The organism is Rubripirellula reticaptiva, from assembly GCF_007860175.1.
Classification (GTDB): Bacteria; Planctomycetota; Planctomycetia; order Pirellulales; family Pirellulaceae; genus Rubripirellula; species Rubripirellula reticaptiva.
In genome coordinates, this window is the sequence record NZ_SJPX01000006.1 from 155,241 (window position 1) to 171,336 (window position 16,096).

At 53.8% G+C, this 16,096-nt stretch carries 19 protein-coding genes; 8 read left to right on the forward strand and 11 right to left on the reverse strand.

All coding sequences use genetic code 11. The features are described 5' to 3' along the window. Positions 1 to 24 precede the first annotated feature (24 nt). The 3 genes from Poly59_RS26020 to Poly59_RS26030 all read left to right on the forward strand — a co-directional run bounded on the left by Poly59_RS26020 (position 25) and on the right by Poly59_RS26030 (position 1,598). Positions 25 to 585 carry a PRC-barrel domain-containing protein gene (locus tag Poly59_RS26020; RefSeq protein WP_146537047.1) on the forward strand — a complete coding sequence of 187 codons (561 nt, stop codon included), beginning with the start codon at positions 25 to 27 and terminating at the stop codon, positions 583 to 585. Positions 586 to 704: 119 nt separating this feature from the next. Continuing rightward, on the forward strand, positions 705 to 956 hold the full coding sequence (locus tag Poly59_RS26025) for a hypothetical protein (RefSeq protein ID WP_146537048.1): 252 nt from the start codon (positions 705 to 707) through the stop codon (positions 954 to 956). 240 nt (positions 957 to 1,196) lie between these two features. Continuing rightward, positions 1,197 to 1,598, forward strand: coding sequence for a response regulator (locus tag Poly59_RS26030; RefSeq protein ID WP_146537049.1), 402 nt, complete (start codon positions 1,197 to 1,199; stop codon positions 1,596 to 1,598). 52 nt (positions 1,599 to 1,650) lie between these two features. Here the strand turns inward: Poly59_RS26030 and Poly59_RS26035 are convergent, their stop codons facing one another. Continuing rightward, positions 1,651 to 2,145, reverse strand: a complete 495-nt coding sequence (locus tag Poly59_RS26035) for a YciE/YciF ferroxidase family protein (RefSeq protein ID WP_146537050.1) — start codon at positions 2,143 to 2,145, stop codon at positions 1,651 to 1,653. A 721-nt stretch (positions 2,146 to 2,866) separates the two neighbouring features. Beyond that, positions 2,867 to 4,363, reverse strand: a complete 1,497-nt coding sequence (locus tag Poly59_RS26040; protein ID WP_222436171.1) for an alpha-amylase — start codon at positions 4,361 to 4,363, stop codon at positions 2,867 to 2,869. A 240-nt stretch (positions 4,364 to 4,603) separates the two neighbouring features. Here Poly59_RS26040 and Poly59_RS26045 point away from each other — a divergent pair, with 240 nt between their 5' ends. The 4 genes from Poly59_RS26045 (at position 4,604) to Poly59_RS26060 (ending at position 6,724) form a co-directional block, all read left to right on the forward strand. After that, positions 4,604 to 4,954, forward strand: coding sequence for a hypothetical protein (locus Poly59_RS26045; RefSeq protein WP_146537051.1), 351 nt, complete (start codon positions 4,604 to 4,606; stop codon positions 4,952 to 4,954). A 206-nt stretch (positions 4,955 to 5,160) separates the two neighbouring features. After that, positions 5,161 to 5,775 (forward strand): DUF1990 family protein, encoded by a 615-nt coding sequence (locus Poly59_RS26050; protein ID WP_146537052.1) that lies wholly within the window; start codon positions 5,161 to 5,163, stop codon positions 5,773 to 5,775. After that, positions 5,765 to 6,388 carry a DUF1990 family protein gene (locus Poly59_RS26055; RefSeq protein ID WP_146537053.1) on the forward strand — a complete coding sequence of 208 codons (624 nt, stop codon included), beginning with the start codon at positions 5,765 to 5,767 and terminating at the stop codon, positions 6,386 to 6,388. Before Poly59_RS26050 ends, Poly59_RS26055 begins: the two co-directional genes overlap by 11 nt. Positions 6,389 to 6,466: 78 nt before the next feature. Beyond that, a complete protein-coding gene (locus tag Poly59_RS26060; protein WP_261343571.1) occupies positions 6,467 to 6,724 on the forward strand; it encodes a putative zinc-binding metallopeptidase in 258 nt (85 codons plus the stop codon). Between the two features lie 7 nt (positions 6,725 to 6,731). Here Poly59_RS26060 and Poly59_RS26065 read toward each other — a convergent pair whose 3' ends face one another. The 4 genes from Poly59_RS26065 to Poly59_RS26080 form a co-directional block, all read right to left on the reverse strand. After that, positions 6,732 to 8,264, reverse strand: a complete 1,533-nt coding sequence (locus tag Poly59_RS26065; protein ID WP_146537055.1) for a RecQ family ATP-dependent DNA helicase — start codon at positions 8,262 to 8,264, stop codon at positions 6,732 to 6,734. Then, complete coding sequence (locus Poly59_RS26070) at positions 8,261 to 8,500, reverse strand: hypothetical protein (RefSeq protein ID WP_186776529.1); 240 nt, start codon at positions 8,498 to 8,500, stop codon at positions 8,261 to 8,263. The genes Poly59_RS26065 and Poly59_RS26070 overlap by 4 nt, the downstream gene beginning before the upstream one ends. Positions 8,501 to 8,535: 35 nt before the next feature. Then, positions 8,536 to 8,829, reverse strand: coding sequence for a hypothetical protein (locus Poly59_RS26075; RefSeq protein ID WP_146537057.1), 294 nt, complete (start codon positions 8,827 to 8,829; stop codon positions 8,536 to 8,538). 116 nt (positions 8,830 to 8,945) lie between these two features. Continuing rightward, positions 8,946 to 9,407 (reverse strand): MOSC domain-containing protein, encoded by a 462-nt coding sequence (locus Poly59_RS26080; RefSeq protein ID WP_146537058.1) that lies wholly within the window; start codon positions 9,405 to 9,407, stop codon positions 8,946 to 8,948. Between the two features lie 163 nt (positions 9,408 to 9,570). Between Poly59_RS26080 and Poly59_RS26085 the strand changes: the two genes are divergently transcribed. Beyond that, positions 9,571 to 10,494 (forward strand): FAD/NAD(P)-binding protein, encoded by a 924-nt coding sequence (locus Poly59_RS26085; RefSeq protein WP_146537059.1) that lies wholly within the window; start codon positions 9,571 to 9,573, stop codon positions 10,492 to 10,494. Here the strand turns inward: Poly59_RS26085 and Poly59_RS26090 are convergent. From Poly59_RS26090 to Poly59_RS26110, 5 genes are all read right to left on the reverse strand, one after another. Beyond that, the gene (locus Poly59_RS26090; RefSeq protein ID WP_146537060.1) at positions 10,426 to 11,127 is read right to left on the reverse strand and encodes a 3-keto-disaccharide hydrolase; all 702 of its coding nucleotides are present in this window, start codon (positions 11,125 to 11,127) and stop codon (positions 10,426 to 10,428) included. The two genes, Poly59_RS26085 and Poly59_RS26090, sit on opposite strands and share 69 nt — an antisense overlap. Before the next feature lie 14 nt (positions 11,128 to 11,141). After that, positions 11,142 to 12,416, reverse strand: a complete 1,275-nt coding sequence (locus Poly59_RS26095) for a Gfo/Idh/MocA family protein (RefSeq protein WP_146537061.1) — start codon at positions 12,414 to 12,416, stop codon at positions 11,142 to 11,144. Positions 12,417 to 12,464: 48 nt separating this feature from the next. After that, a complete protein-coding gene (locus tag Poly59_RS26100; protein ID WP_246151948.1) occupies positions 12,465 to 13,922 on the reverse strand; it encodes a sulfatase in 1,458 nt (485 codons plus the stop codon). 318 nt (positions 13,923 to 14,240) lie between these two features. Next, on the reverse strand, positions 14,241 to 14,612 hold the full coding sequence (locus Poly59_RS26105; RefSeq protein WP_146537062.1) for a GxxExxY protein: 372 nt from the start codon (positions 14,610 to 14,612) through the stop codon (positions 14,241 to 14,243). 34 nt (positions 14,613 to 14,646) lie between these two features. Beyond that, positions 14,647 to 15,948, reverse strand: coding sequence for a sulfatase-like hydrolase/transferase (locus Poly59_RS26110; RefSeq protein WP_390621534.1), 1,302 nt, complete (start codon positions 15,946 to 15,948; stop codon positions 14,647 to 14,649). Positions 15,949 to 16,096 lie beyond the last annotated feature (148 nt).

Below are 16,096 nucleotides of genomic sequence, written 5' to 3' on the forward strand. Positions count from 1 at the left end.
ACTCCTTTCTTAAAGAGAAAACAAATGAACCATGCAATCCAATCTGTTCTCGCGACTGCCGCATTCGCCTGCCTGACCACCGGTTCGGTCAATGCTCAAGGTGGCCTGACTAAAGACCGAGTCAACACTCGCAACGCCAGCGCGGACGCTGGCCAACTCGACGATGTAACCAGCGGTGCTAACATCCGTGTAAGTCAACTGATGGGCTACAACATTCAAAACGCTCAGGGCGAAAGTGTTGGCGAGATCAAAGACATCGTGATGGATTCGCGAACCGGCAAAGTGAACTACGTCGCTGTAACGTACGGTGGGTTCCTCGGCGTGGGCAACAAGATGTTTGCAGTTCCCTTCGACGCGTTCAAGGTGCAGGTCGGTCCCGATGAAGTCGGCGACGACGACATCGACGCGGACGATTACGTTTTGGTCTTGAACGTCACTCAGCAGCAACTCGAAGGCCAACAAGGCTTCGACGAAGACAATTGGCCTAATATGGCTGACAAGCAGTGGGCAGCTGACCTCGACAAACGCTACGGAGTCAAGCGTGACATGAACGCCAAAGACCGCATCCGTCTCGACCGTCAATAGTCAAATCGTCGTCGCTTGATGCGACAGACTGACTTAAAATGCACACCAGGCCACACGACGATTGTTGTGTGGCCTTTTTTCGACCAATTCTACATGATTCAAATTGAAAGAGTTTAAACATGAAAGCGAAAAGTTTGTCGGCGATCGTACTTGCTGCTGGCTTATGTACCGCCGGATGCGACGAGGGCTATGAAGCCGGTCCGGTAGTGCCGATGCAAACGGACGGCGTGAATGTCGACGTTGACACACCCGACACGCCGTTTGAAAACCGAGTGGAACGTCGGCAAGAGCGACGCAATGACATCCGCGAAGCGGTTGACCACGTCGACGTACAGTTCGGCGATGGCGGCGTCAGCGTGGACGTGGACTGAATTGATTTGTAATGCAACTATCGGCGAAGGTACAAATCGGCTCCTGCCGGACGGGGCACCAAACCGGTTGTTCGCTTTCATTCGAGCGATGAATGCGGGTCAAACCAACCGACTGTTAACGACAACCGCTCCACCGTCTATCCGTCATGACGGCCGATTGATCTTCCAAGCAGGACCGGTGAAAACATCATCCAATAACGTGAGCCTGCTTCACGCCGACGCCGAAACCCAAAGCGATAAATGACAACAATACTTCTGGGCGACGACAACGATGACATCCGCGAAATGATGACTTTACAACTTGAAAAGCGAGGGTTCGCTGTCGTGGCTGTCAGCAATGGAGTCGAAGCGGTCTTGGCAACGGCTCAGGTTGCTCCCGCGCTCATCTTGATGGACATCAACATGCCTGAACTGGACGGGTTTGAAGCGACAATGCAAATCCGTGCTGCGGATACCGACCCAAGCCAACGAATTCCGGTGATCGCATTGACCGCTTACGCACTGCCGGGCGACCAAGCACGGACGAAAGCTGCTGGTTGCAACGCTTTCCACGCCAAACCGGTCGACTTCGACAGATTGTTTGATCAGATCAACGAGCTGATAGGCAACACGGTCAGCACACCGCTGACGAGTCAATCTTAAACGGGAATCGGACGCGACACAGCGGGTGTCGCGTCCTGATTGCCTCGAGACGCTAACCGACGGCGAACGCGTCTTTATTGATTGCAACTGCAAGTTTTGAAAGCTTCTTATCGGCGTTTTCTTCTTCCTCGATGTTTTGTTTGAGTAGCTTCAGCGCGTTCTCGTATCCGAGTGATTCAGCCCAGGTGCATAGCGTGCCGTAGGTCGCGATTTCGTAGTGCTCAACTTTTTGGGCACAAGCAATGATCACCGCGTCTTTGACTGCTGGTTCCGCTTCTTCCTCGAGCATCCCTTCCGCTTCGGTGACGAGGCCCTTCATGGCTTCGCAGGTCTTTGCTTTCGCTGCCTTGCCGGTGTCTTCAAACGCTTGGGTCACTCGTTCGACTTGTTCCTTCGTTTCGGCCAAATGCGATTCGAGAGCTGCGGTCAGCTTTTCGCACGTCGCTGCCTTGATCATCTTTGGCAGGGCCTTCACGAGTTGCTTTTCGGCACTCAAGGCATCGCAAAGTTCGTCGTAAAAAGCATCGGCTAAAGTTTTCATTGCCATGGGGATCGTCCAATCTAAGTGGGGTTGGGGTGTGATTGCGAGCGGTTCGCTGAAGGTCATCTGGATGTCAGTGACCTGATTCGTTCTTTGCAAAGCTATTGGCGTGCCAGTGGATCGAAATTTGCTTTACTGGCGGTCGATTGCGGCACCGTCGTTACTCATCACTCAATTGGCCGTATGGCGCTAGCCACGGTTCTCTCACACAATTTGCCGTTTTGGCGTTAGCCATGGTTCTTACGACGGAACCGTGGCTAGCGCCAAAACGGCTAATTTGCAAACCGACGAAAATCTATGACTACAGCTATTCGACCAACCGTGCAGCAAGCCGAGCGACGTGCCGCAAAGGCGGGGTTGGGTTACATCAACGACATTGAAGCGACGGGCATTTCACGCCATCGGTGCGGGCGTGGCTTCACCTACAATCGGTGAATGTTTAACGGCCATTCGGCGTCATGTGTTGAGCGATTTGAATACAAAGGGACTCAACAGGCAACGAGTTTTGGAGGCTGTCGTGCGATTGTTGGACGCAGCGAAAGCGAATGGTGTCCGCTGCCGTAGCAAGCACCGCCGAGGAACTTGGCTTAATCGCCAACCGTAGCGGATGTCGCCAGACGTCCGATCTCGCAGTCGGAATTCTGGCGAATCCCGCTACGGTATGTTTTTTTCTGCCGGTCGCATTAGCTCATGCGAGAAGTGAATACCAACTCGGTGCAGCATCGGACTACTCCGCCGGCACCCAGAGCGACAACGAGCGTGCGGGGCACGGGAATTCGCCCCAACCTTCGCCGTCCGTCGTGACTTCGTCATCCACGTGACCCGTAACATCGCGTAGCTTCGCGTTCTTCATATGCAACTGCATCCGTTTGCATCCGGCTTCGGAGTTCGACAACACAACCGCCATGCCAAGGGATCCGTCCGGCGTCGATCTTGTCCATCCAATGGTGTTGGGATGATCAAAGTAGTCGAACTGTTGGCCGTGATTGAAATTGCGACGCACGTTCAGGAATTGGTCGATCAAGAACCGATGACTGGTCATCTTGATCGTGAACTCATTTCCGTCGCGACCTTTATCGGTGTAGCTCGCGCCGTAGTAGTCGGCATAGAACAGACACGGATAACCATCGCGGCGCAACAAGATCAATGCGTACGCGAGCGGTTTGAACCAAGCCTCGACAACCGATTCAAGTGCCTGAAGCGGTTGCGTGTCGTGATTGGAAACGATCGTGACCGCAAGTTCGGGGGCTTGGCTGACCAACGAACCATCGAAGATCGTTCGAAGATCGAAATCCTGTTCTGCTTTGCTGGCCCGCGAAAACGACGCGTGAAGCGGAGCATCAAACAGCGTCACCATTCCACCGGTCAGATGCAGAAAATGCTTCAACGCGCCGAGGTCATACGACCAGTATTCGCCGACCGCAAAAATATCGCGGCCCGCGTGATCACGGACATGCTTGAGCCATTCGGGAAAGAAGCCTGCTTCGATGTGTTTGACGGCATCGAAGCGCACGCCATCAAGCCCGACTTCGTTCAAATACCAGGTTCCCCAATCTTTGAGTTCTTGCTGCACGTCTGGGTGTTTGACGTCGACATCACAGCCCATCAAGTAATCAAAGCAGCCCTTCTCCATATCGACGGCTTCATCGAACGTCTTTCCCTCGATCAGGAAGACGGCCTGGTAATCGCGATCGTTCATGTCGATATCGACGGCCGTGAAATGCTGGTGATTCCACTGAAATTCGGAATGCGTACCGCCACGCCCCGGAAACGTGAACTTGGTGAACGAACGAACGTCGCGAGGTCCGCCGATGACTTCATGCCTGTTGTCGTTGCTAACGGGAGTCGCTCGAAACGTTTCATCCTCGTCGCCGCCAATACGATGATTGAACACGACATCCGCGTAGACCTGAACACCAAAATCCTTGCACTTACTGACCGCAGCGACCAACTGATCTTTGGTCCCATACTTGGTCCGAACAGAACCCTTCTGATCGAATTCGCCCAGATCGTACATGTCGTAAACCGCATAGCCAACGTCGGTTCCGCCTTGGTCACCCTTGTAGGTCGGCGGCAACCAAACAGCCGTGACGCCGAGCTTAGCGAGCCACTCAATCTCCCTCCTCAACTCGCTCCAAAGTTCTCCATCGGCCGGGATGTACCAGTGAAAGAACTGCATCATCACACCATTTTCGTCAATGGCATCGACGGGATTGTTTTCCAAGATTTTTCCTTTGTGGAGTTTTGTAGCCAGTCGAACCTAGCCTGGACGGCGAGTCGGTCATGCTCGGCACATAGCGTTAGCAACAAAGCGTTAGCAACAAAGCGTTAGCAACAAAGCGTTAGCATTCGTTGTGCCAACGAAGAACCAGTTGCTCGCTAAATCGCCGTCACGCCTCATTCCGGCACAGCGTTTGCCTTGGTTGCCTTCCATATAACTCACCCCACAACACCGGAGACGATCATGAGTAAGGCTGATTTCTATACCGAAGATGACATGAGCACCTGGGAACGGATCAAAAAGGCGTTCGCGAACGATTGGGAACAAACCAAGGCTGACTTCGGCTCCGATTCCGCTCGTGACATGGACCAGGATGTCGATGACACGTTCAAACAAATGGCAGGTTCCGACGATGCGTTCGAGAATCGCGAGCAAGCGTTCCGCTTCGGCTACACGGCTCAGCAACGCTATGGATCGGATCATCCAAAGTGGAGCAATGACGTCGACACCCGACTGCGATCGGAATACGACGGCGACTACGACGCGGATCGTCGTTACATCCAGCACGCCTATGGTTATCGAACAAAGAGCTAAATGGTTGTCAGCAATCCTGCACACCTCCGCCGATTCAATCGGTGGAGGGGGCCGGATTGTTTGCTTGGTCTAATCTGTGTTTTCGAGCGTCCATGGCGAGAACCGTCTATTACTTATCGAGACTCGCACGTGGTTGGTTACGAACGATATTCGTCAACTCGCCACCGTTGATGGAGCACGTTGAAACCCGGCATCAATCAACGTTCATGACAGAAGATCATGAGCAGCTTTCGCGTCTGCTTGAACGGGTTGCGACCAATGACGAACTCGATTCACTGCAACTGCCAGCCGAAGGTGTTGGAGAGGTCATTCATCGCGAGTACCGGATTCGGTTCCGTTGCGACAGGAGTGCGGTTGACTTGCTCGACAACTTGAAGGCGCATCCCGGACGCTATTGCGATCCGCGATTGGCGAAGTTTGAAAAAACTCGCGGCGAAAAATCGGCGATGCAGGTCGGCGACCGGTTCCACATTTCGATCTCCGGCCCTTGGGATGGACCCGTGCAGGTCATCGCGATCGAAAATCAGTCATATATCTTCGCCACGATGAAAGATCACTTGGAGGCCGGGTTCATTCGCTTTTCAGTTGGTGAAAGCGATGGGATCACTGAGTTTGCAGTAGAGTCATGGGCGGCGTCCGCAGGTCCGATCGTTTGGCTCAGCTATACCGGATTCGGGATTGCTCAAAAGATGCAAACGAAAATGTGGCGGCACTATTGCCTGAAAGTAGCCGAGGTTGCCAGCGGAGATGTCGAAGGACCGCTGGTCATCAACACCGTCACACTCGAGAACTTCTCAACAGGCGACGTGAATGAAGAGTGAGCCATGGTGGACAGAGCAGTTAACGCAGCTCCATGCTTTGTCGTACAACTACGACGCCAGCGAGTACGTCGCGGGTGAGCCCGGATGGAGTGTCGATCATTACGAATGCAACGTTCCCAGCGAGTTGCCTGGTCCGCCACAGCCGGATGGATCTTTTGAAACCGCCAAGCGAATTCTGATTGCGTACAAATTCCCCGATCCCGGACGCATTGTTGGTTACTACGATGAAACCGCGGATCTGGCCGGGCGCACGATGCTACTGGAAGCCAAGTTCTTGTGGATGCGTTTTATATTCGGTGTTCGTGTCTCAAATGTGATCGACGAGGAAAGTCCAAATGGTAGCGGCGAGCTGGTCACCCGTTACGGATACGCCTACCGCACGCTCGAAGGCCACTGGGAAATCGGTGAGATGACTTACGTGGTCGAAAAGTGTGCCACCACGGGCGAGGTACGGATTCTGATTGATGCGTATTCCAAGTTCGATCGTATTCCTAATTGGTTTCACCGCCTTGGTTTTAAACTGCTCGGTCGTTCCGTCCAGAAGCAGTTTGCGAAAAGCTGCCTGCAACGTTTGCGTGAGATGGTCGTCGCCGAACTAGATTCATCCCCGTAACTGAATTTCAACGTCGACGATTTTCAAGCAACATGAAAACTGGCAACTGCCGTTGCGGCAATCGCCTCTTCTTCGTCAATCAACGTCTATTTAGACATCATGGCAATTGCGACAACCGCAAACGCCCATGGCCGAATATGCATCGACCTTTCAACCGACAACGAGGCGTCCAACTTGGTTGCGACTGTCCTGCAAATCGTTGTCGAGGTGAGCGAGTACAACTTCGATCTCGGTTTGCAGCCTCTCCTGCCCGAACGTCTGTTACCGCCCGTGATCGACAAACTTGCTTACGTTCATTCACTAAGGCACTCGCGTTTCGTAAGCACGTTGGGCTAGTTCAACTTCACCGGGTTAACGTCAATTCCTCAACTGCTGTCGGTTCGGTCACTGACTTCTGGGCCCGAGTCGACGGTTCGCAAACGTTACAGCAGCAATCGGAGATGTCTGACGTGCCCTGGTCGTCAAAGTGATTCAAGATCAAGGACCAGCGACACGAATGCTGCTCTGCGAATTGCACCATTTGCCGCAACGCGATCTGGCGGTCTTCGGCTCGTTGTCGTGCCTCGTCCGCAATCCGATCGGTGATGTCGTGGTCGACTTCTCTAACGAGCAGACGCCATCGACCGCGGCCGGCTGGTGCAACCAAGCCGCGAGAAGCTAACTGCTGCAGGCAGTTTTGCAGTGTTTGTCGGCCCAGAGCACTGATCTTCTTTATTTCGTTGAGGGAAACGGTGCCGTCGTCGGAACCCCATCGCTCCACCCCCTGACATAAGCAGTGATGAGCCGTCGCGAGCTGTGACGAATCAAGATGTCCGCCCGCGAACATTTTCAAGACACGCAGGTCGTTGGCATCAAACAGCAATGTGCAATGAGCGTGTTTGCCGTCACGTCCTGCCCGCCCGACTTCCTGATAGTATGCTTCGATCGAGGCGGGCACGTTGTAGTGAATCACTCGACGAATGTTGGGTTTGTCGATGCCCAAACCAAACGCATTGGTTGCAAACATGACCGCCGGCGATCCGTCCATGAACGAGTTCTGCGAATCAAGTCGCTCTTGCTTCCTCATCCTTCCGTGGTAACGAAGCACAGGCACGGCTAAGTCTGCGAATTCGCTCGCGAGTCGGTCGACCTCCTTCACCGTGCTGCAATAGACGATCGCTGGCTCATTAGCAACCAAATTGCTCTGATCCGACAGCAACCCCCGCAACAACGCATCCTTTTGAACTTCCCCTTCGCACGAAACGACTTCAAGTCTGAGATTCGATCGGTAGGCGGAGTTGAACACTGTGACCGGATCGTTCAGTTGTAAACACGAAACGATCTCATCAACGGTGCGAGCAGATGCGGTCGCGGTCATCGCCAAGATCGGCGGATTGCCGAGACGTTTGCGAGCGTGGTGCAGACATAGATAGTCGGACCGAAAATCGTGTCCCCACTGACTGACGCAGTGCGCCTCGTCGATAACGAACAAGTCCACACCAGCCTCAGCAAGCTGCTCGCACAAATCCGTTTGCTGTAGTCGCTCGGGCGTCGTGAATACAAACTCGGACTTGCCAGTCCGCAAGTCTTCGCGAAACGATGCAATTTGCTTCTTGGATTTGCTGCTGTTTAAGATGACCGCATATATGCCGTTCTCTTGGAGACTCGCAGCCTGATCTTCCGCCAACGAGATCAGCGGACTGACCACGACCGTTACCCCATCCAGTTCAATTCCCGGCAACTGATAGCAAATGCTTTTGCCTGAACCCGTGGGCATCAAAATTAACGTGTCACGGCCCTCGATGGCGGCGCGACATGCTTTCGATTGACCCGGACGGAATCGCTTGTAGCCGAACGATTCCTCCAGTCGTTTGCGAAGTTGAGAAACTTGGCTCATCCTCGTAGTTTCCAGCCTACAACGATGCCAACCGCGAAGCACCAGCATGCGGCCACGTCTGGTTTTTCACGAGCGTACTGCTTCAATTGTCCGAAGACGTCTTTGGCGGGCGTTGTTAGAAAATGTTCGGCCGCTGCTTGACTGTGACGTGCAACCGCTTCGCCCGTAGTGGACTGTGATTCTCTTTCATGCCGACCGGACATGCGTGGATGTTTAGGTTGAGATGCCATGGGCATTGCTTTGAATCCTGCTTGAGAGAGTGAAAGAAAGATCAATTTCGCCAATTGCGTGGCAAGTACGATTGGTAACCCGTCGGCTGAGGTCGCGATTGACAGAACGCGAGGGTCGCCAGGACGCCAAGGGCGAATCCGGAGACGAATACCAAACCAGTCATCGCAGCGGGATGTTCGTCGGCCTCGTAGCGAACTCGGTCCAAGACTTCACCGACTTGTGTCGCGTTCTGAATACTTTTGGCTTGTTTAGTCTCTGCCGTCCGGTCCAAGATCGAAGGCGAGCGTTCCAAAGTCTCAATTTCACTGTCTGCAGTTTTGCGTTGCTGGCTCATGGTTCCACCTGTTGAAAATTCTCGATGAGAGCGCCCGTTGGCTTCAACGGCAGTTACCGCGTCATCGGTTGCAGATCACAATGCAACCGGCGTACCAAGACGCAAAAATTGTTTGGTCAGCCAACTTGCAGCTTGCCGTTGGTAAGAACTCTGGCTCGCAAACCGCCACGGAACCCTTGGCTCATGAACGATTTGGCACCAGGCGCGATCATGCGATCCATCCAGCCGCATGGTCGGCATTCTTGCCGGCCCTCAAACTGAACGCCCTGCAACTCGAACTGCTGACCCAACAGAGTGGAGAGATCAGCCCCCACGACAACGAGGTTGCGACGAAGCAGCGATGCGGGTAACTGAGGCAAGTCGAACTGCTCGCGGATTTGCTGCAGAACATCGTAGTCGAAGAAGGTGACTTGGCCTTTGCGATTCGGCTTGCCGTGAAAGTAGCGATCACCAACCAATCCAAAACCCGCGACGCAATCAACTTCGCTAGGGCTTTGCGTCCCGTGCTGGTGGGCCGGTCCGCCTTTGGGAACCCAGTAATCATGGCCCGGCGAAATGATGATTTGGAGCAGCTTCATTCGTCCAGATGAGGTGCAAACCATGTTCCGACGACGGCTGGAAAAGGTGCTGTTTGCGAGTTTGGTACGGCAACTGCTAACCGGGAATTAAGAATTGAGGACGACCAGTAACTTCGCTGGGATAACGTCCGGACAAAACCATTTCGCATCAGGATCGTTTTGCATGCTATCGCTGAATCGTTTGGCCATTGTGGGCAGCGGTCCAACCGCCTTGTATCTGCTTCGTTATCTAGCGGAGTCTGCCCACGAGTTCGGGGACGGAATAGCGAGTATTGATGTCTTTGAGCAAGGCCCCCAGTTGGGCGTCGGGATGCCCTATAGTCGTGAGACGACGGACCACCACCACATGTGCAACATCTCATCGGAAGAGTTGCCGCCGCTTGTCCAATCATTTGCCGATTGGCTGCGTTCGTTGAACAAAGAGTCGCTCAACGAGTTCGGATTGTCGCGAGACAATGTCAGTCACGACGAGACGTATAGCCGGATCGCCATGGGTGAGTACTTCGCAGACCAGTTTCAGGCGATGGTATCGAAACTGGATCGCGTCGGAATTGAAGTGGTTGAACATTCCAGTTGCAAGGTCGTCGACATTGTTGACCAGCGTCACGCTAACACGATCGTCGTCAAGACCGCGGCAGGTTCGCGGCACACGTTCGATGCGGTTGTGATTGCTAGCGGCCACCACTTTTGCGATGTCGATGATCCTGACTCCGGCTACTTCGCGTCCCCTTGGCCGATACAAAAGTTGTTGCCGAAGAAGGGTCAATTTTGCGACTTCACGGTGGGAACTCTGGGTGCGTCGCTGAGTGCGTTTGACTTGATCTCATCGCTAGCTCATCGCCACGGCAAGTTTACCGGCGATGGCAGTTTGCGTTATAAAGCCAACGAAGGTTGCGAGAATTTCAAACTGGTGATGCACTCGGCCCAGGGTTGGCTTCCGCATCTTCAATACGAACAGGTCGAACCGTTTCGCGAACTGTATCGTCACGTTACGGCAGGTATCCATCGCGAGTGGACGCTACTTGGCGGAGTCGAGTCTCCGAACGCGGATCGATCGAAACGACACATGGCGAGTTTTCTCTGGTGAGTTCTTGACACCGTGTACCTGCAGGGCAATCACGCCTGAGGGATATTTTGCGAAAGCTTCGTTATCGGTGACATCCGCAACCGGCTTGTCATTGATCCAGGTTTGAATGCGCGGGCCTACGGCCAACACGCGGAGCTTATTCCACCGGCCGTTGACCATTGCGTCATTGCGGGTCAAGTCTTTCTCTGGTGTGATCCACGCACCATTTCCCTGGTTAAAGATGTGGCCGCTGCGTCCTGGAGATTTTCCGAGATCGACTTGAGGACCATGGATCGATTCCCTCGATTGGCCCTTCGTATTTTCCCGATTCAACATGGTGCGGATCTGAACGCCGGAGTTCAGGTCGGTGTCGTGAAGTTTGACTTCCAGTTCAAGTTCAAAATCACCATACGTTTCAACCGTGTGTAAAAAATGAGTCTGGCTGGAACTCGAGCCCACGATGACTTCATCGGTGATCGCAAATTGGGTGTTGTCGTGTGACGATTTCCAGCCGTCGAGGCTCTTGCCGTCGAACAGCGTGACCCAATCGTCGGCGTAGGTTGGGCTACAGCAAAGTGAAATCGCTACGAACGCAATGATTTGAAAATAACATTGCCTCGCGCGGTCAGAACGATGGATTGGGAGGGAAAGCATTGAAACTCCTTTGGTTAAACAACGGGAAGTGCGTAGTCGGGACGCCGTTCTTTGTTCAGCAATGCATTGGCAGCCTCATCGCCGATGATTTGTTCTTGGGTAGCGTCCCAGTTGAGCGTGCGACCGGTTATGCGACAAAGGTTGATCAGGTGCGCGACGCTGGTAATCAGATGTCCGACTTCAACGGGAGCATTGGGTTCCCCGCGTGATTCGATGCAGTCGAGCCAGTTGCCGACATGGTTTTCGGTCTCTTCGCCTTCGAAAGGTGCAATCAGAGTCGTTGGATTGCAGGCGAAGCGTCCTCGATTGATTTCCAACTTGCCCTTCTCACCGATAAAGATGCCTCCAAAAGCTGGTCCATTGTCGCTTTCCAGCCGAACAACCGTGCCGTCCGGGTAATAAAGACGGACACCGCGCTGGCGAGCGTCTTTTGCATCCGTGGTTGGCTCGATTCGCGTTGGCGCGACACTATCCCAGCCCATCGCCAAATGAACCATGTCCAGAGCGTGCGCACCGCGATCGCAAATGGGACCTCCCGTAAAGGCATCAAAATTTCGCCAACTGCGGTGAAGTTGGGCGTGGTAGTCCAGCAACTGCGCCTGGTCACAGAATCGATCCCAATCCATGCCTTCGGGAATGACTTGCTTTTCGAGACCGGTTGCAGGACGCGAGCCGGAATAGTTCTTGACGAGAATCGTATGCACTTTGCCGAGGCCGCCACTGCGAACGAATTCGCATGAGTACTGGTTGTTGGCCGTGCTGCGCTGTTGCGTGCCGACTTGCAAAATGCGTTTGTGCTTGCGCACAGCCTGTACCAGTGCTCGGCCTTCGGGAATGCTAAAGCTGAGTGGCTTTTCGGCGTAGATGTCCAAGCCTTTGACGCAGGCAACGATCGCCGCACGCACACGCACATGATCCGGCGTTGCGATGATGACGGCGTCGAGTTCTTCCTGATCGAACATCTGCTCGTAGTTCTGATAACGTTTCCAGGAATCGCCGGCCTTTGGATCGCTTCTGTTGTCAGCCGCGAGTACATCGATCTGCGGTAGGTAACAATCGCAGACCGCCACCAATTCGGCGCGATGGGATTCGCGCGACAGCGCACGCGTCAGCCATTTGGCTCGATTCCCCCCACCGATCAATCCGACTCGCAACTTGTCGTTCGCAGATGCGGGCGGGGCAGCGTAGATTGCTGATGGTAATAGACCTGACGCAGCCAGCGTGGTGGTCGCGCCGATGGATTTCAACACGGTTCGACGTGAAGGATTGTTTTGAGGGGAAGGGTTCATGGTTGGTCCTGTTAGGTCAGCTTGTTTTTATGATTTGAAAGAATTGGACTATTTCTTCTTTTTCTCTTTTTGAGTTTCCCTACGCTTCTTGGTCAGCGCCGAAGGAAGGGGCTGAGCGGCATCCTTGAAACCGGGGATTAGGCCGCGGAGTTTTTTGACGCTCGTGGCGTATTTCGGGTTGTCGATCTGGTTGGTCCATTCGTGAGGATCCTTGGTGGTGTCGTAGAACTCCTCCTCTTCGGCTCCGTAGCGGGTGTAGCGTCCGAGTTCGTGGCGGATGCTGATGTAGGCAAGGTCCGTTTTGGCTTTATCGCACAATCCGGTGATGGCGGTGCTTTCCCAGGGAGCCTTCGGGTCTTTGAGCAGGGGCACCAACGAGCGTCCATCGATATTCGCAGGTGGCGTAAGTCCGCAGAGTTCAGCCAGCGTGGGGTAGATATCCATCAGGGAAACAAACCGCTGCGACACGCCTCCGGCTTGGGTGACACCCGGCGCGCGAAACATCAACAACGTGTGTGTCCCCTCTTCCCAGAGCGTAGTTTTTTGCCAATGGTGTTTTTCGCCCAGGTGAAAGCCGTGATCGGTGAGAAACACAACCATGGTGTTGTTCTTGTAGGGGCTTTTTTCGAGGGCATCGAGGACGCGCCCGAATTGAGTGTCGACATAAGTGGTCGTGGCTAGATAGGCCTGCACCGCCTCCTTATGTTTGCCAGACTTGATGACTTTGTCGGCGAAGCTCCCGAGCCCGTCGCTCACCGCTTTGGCCAGGGGAGGAAGGTCATCCAAATCATTCTCCTTCAGCTCGGGAAGGATGATCTGGTCCAGAGGGTACATGTCAAAATACTTCTGCGGGACATACCAGGGCATGTGAGGATTGAAGGAACCGTAGGCCAGAAAGAATGGTTTGTCGTGTTGTTTTTCTAGGATCGCGATTGCCTTATTGGCCCCGCCGGTGTCATTCATTTGTTCCTCGGTGAGGTGAATAGGCCCCCAGTCTTGCTCTCCCCCGCTGAGTTTGGCCAAGGGGGCTCCGGGAGGAGCCGGATCTCTTTTGTGGCCGACATGTTCATCCCAGTGCTCTTTCTGGTCCCAGCCGTGGGTAATCTTGCCGTAACCGAAAGTGTCGTAGCCGTTCTTCTTGAACAACCCGGCAAGAGATAGCACCGCATCCTGATTCAGTGCCTCGCTCTCGTTGATGATCTGCGCGTTGTTGTAGATACCTGACTCCCACGGTGCTACACCGGAAAAGAACGCAGTCCGAGAAGGCGAACAAACCGGCGCCGCGGTGTAGGCTCGCGTGAAGTTCACTCCACTGCTAGCGAGCTTGCGAAGATTCGGTGCGACCACCTTGCCTGCATAGCGATCCGCGTCTTCCAACATCCAACTATTCAAATCGTCGGCAACCAGGAAGAGCACGTTCATCGGCTTGTCGGATTCAGCTCGGGCCGGTGAATGGGACAAAGCAAAAACGGTCGCGAGAATCAGGGGTAATAGTAGATTAGCCACAGATAAACACGGATGAACACAGATGGCCAGGGAGGGAAGGTGTCTAGGATTCATTGAGTTTGCTTGTTCTTTCGTTGATTCGTTTGTGGATCAGTTTGGGGAAGCGATTGGCCACAGATAAACACGGATGAACACAGGTTATTAGAGTTGAGGAATGATGACCTAAATGCGATGGTCGATAGTAATTTTTGATGCGTTTTTGTTTGTTAAAAACATGTTTCTCAGAGTGTGCCGACGTTCGCTAAACCCTCGGTGCGGGTATTTCCAATTTCAAACATCTGTGTTTATCCGTGTTCATCTGTGGCCATTCCCGCTCATCTAAAGTCGGTAGCGTTTCACTTCAACTCGAGGCTTGCCGAAGTTGAGCAATAGGCAAATCGGCAGCCCAGTTGCCTTCAAATAGTTAAGGCATTGAGCAGCGTGCGCATCGCTGAATTCCTTGACCGCTTTGAGTTCCACGATCACTGCGTCTGAGACGAGAAGGTCGGCGAAATACTCGCCTACAACGATGCCGTCGTACAACACATTGATCGGCGCTTGCTGCTTCACGTCGAGGCCACTCTTGCGAAGCTCAATGGCAAGCGCATTCTCATAGACCTTTTCTAAAAATCCCGATCCCAAAGTATTTGAGACTTGAAACGCACAACCTATGACCTTCTCCGTCAACGCATTCAACTCGTCATCATTCATCTGTGTTTATCCGTGTTCGTCTGTGGCTAATTCTTCAACGACTAGGAAGTCTGCCGATCGGTCGACTGTTGGCTTCGAGTTCCCTGACCGCTTCATTCATTCTGCGTCGCAGGTCCGCGACGATTTCGGGATGATCGGCTGAGACGTCTTGAGTCTCACCGGGGTCTGTCTGGAGGTTGAAGAGCGAACCCGCTGCAGCGGATGGGCGCTTACCCTCTCGACCGCTCTTGCCGCCTGGCTTTAGGTCTCGAACAAGCAGCTTCCACTGCCCGTGACGAATCACCGAACCAGGCACGATGAACGATTCGTGGATTGGTTGTTCAACCTTCTCGCTCTTTAGGTACGGCAGAATGTTACGGCCGTCGATCACCCGGTCGCCCGGCGGGTCGACTTCGGCGATCGCACAGAACGTCGGCAGCAAGTCGATGATTCCGGTGATCTGACTGTTCGTTGAACCGGGTTTGATGGTGCCTGGCCAGCGCATGATGCACGGCACACGAATGCCGCCCTCAAAGTCGGTCCATTTGCCGTCGCGAAACGGGCCGGCGTCTCCGCCGTTAATGCCAAGCACCGGGCCGTTGTCTGATGCGAAGACGATTAACGTGTTGCTGGCAAGCCCTTGCTCGTCGAGCGTCTTCATTAACTCACCGACCTGCCAGTCGATCTCACGGGTCACGTCGCCGTACGCGCCGCGCTTTGAAGTTCCCTTGAATCGTGTGTTTGGACTCCACGGCGTGTGCGGCAGTGGCGAAGCGTAATAGAGAAAGAACGGCCGTTCTTTGTTCTCTCTGATGAAGCCAATCGCAGCATCGAGCAATTCCGGCGAATGTTGTCCATCGGTCTTCCGTTTGATCGATTCGACGCGTTCAAGGTTCCGATAGATCCCCGAGCCCTGATCGAGATCGTCCATGAATCCGTAAAAGAAATCGAATCCGTGACGAGTAGGATTGAACGCGTCCCATTCGCCCAGATGCCACTTGCCGACGATTCCTGTGGTGTAGCCAGCGGTCTTAAGAAGCTCCGGCGTCGTGACTTCGTCCGCGTGAATCCCAATGCGGTCTTTGTTGTAAATGACTTTGGTACAACCTGCACGGTGCGCGTGCGAGCCCGTCATGAACGCCAGACGCGTTGGCGAGCAGCGCTGGTGCACATAGAAGTCCGTGAACTTCATCCCCTGCTGGCACAGCCGGTCGATGTTCGGCGTCTCAAGTGACTCCGAGCCAAAACAACCGATGTCGCCATAGCCCTGATCGTCCGTCAGAAAAACAACGATATTCGGCCGATCGGGACTCGCGGCACAAGCAATGGGGACGAACACCAAGGCAATAAACGGCAGGGAAAAAGCACGCACTAAATTCATTTTTCATCCATCATTCGGAATAGCGACCGTGTTTGGTTGAGTGTATCTGCAGCCTTGCGGCGCCTGGCAATTGGCCACAGATGAACACGGATTAACACAGATATCAAGACTCGTTGTGTAGTGG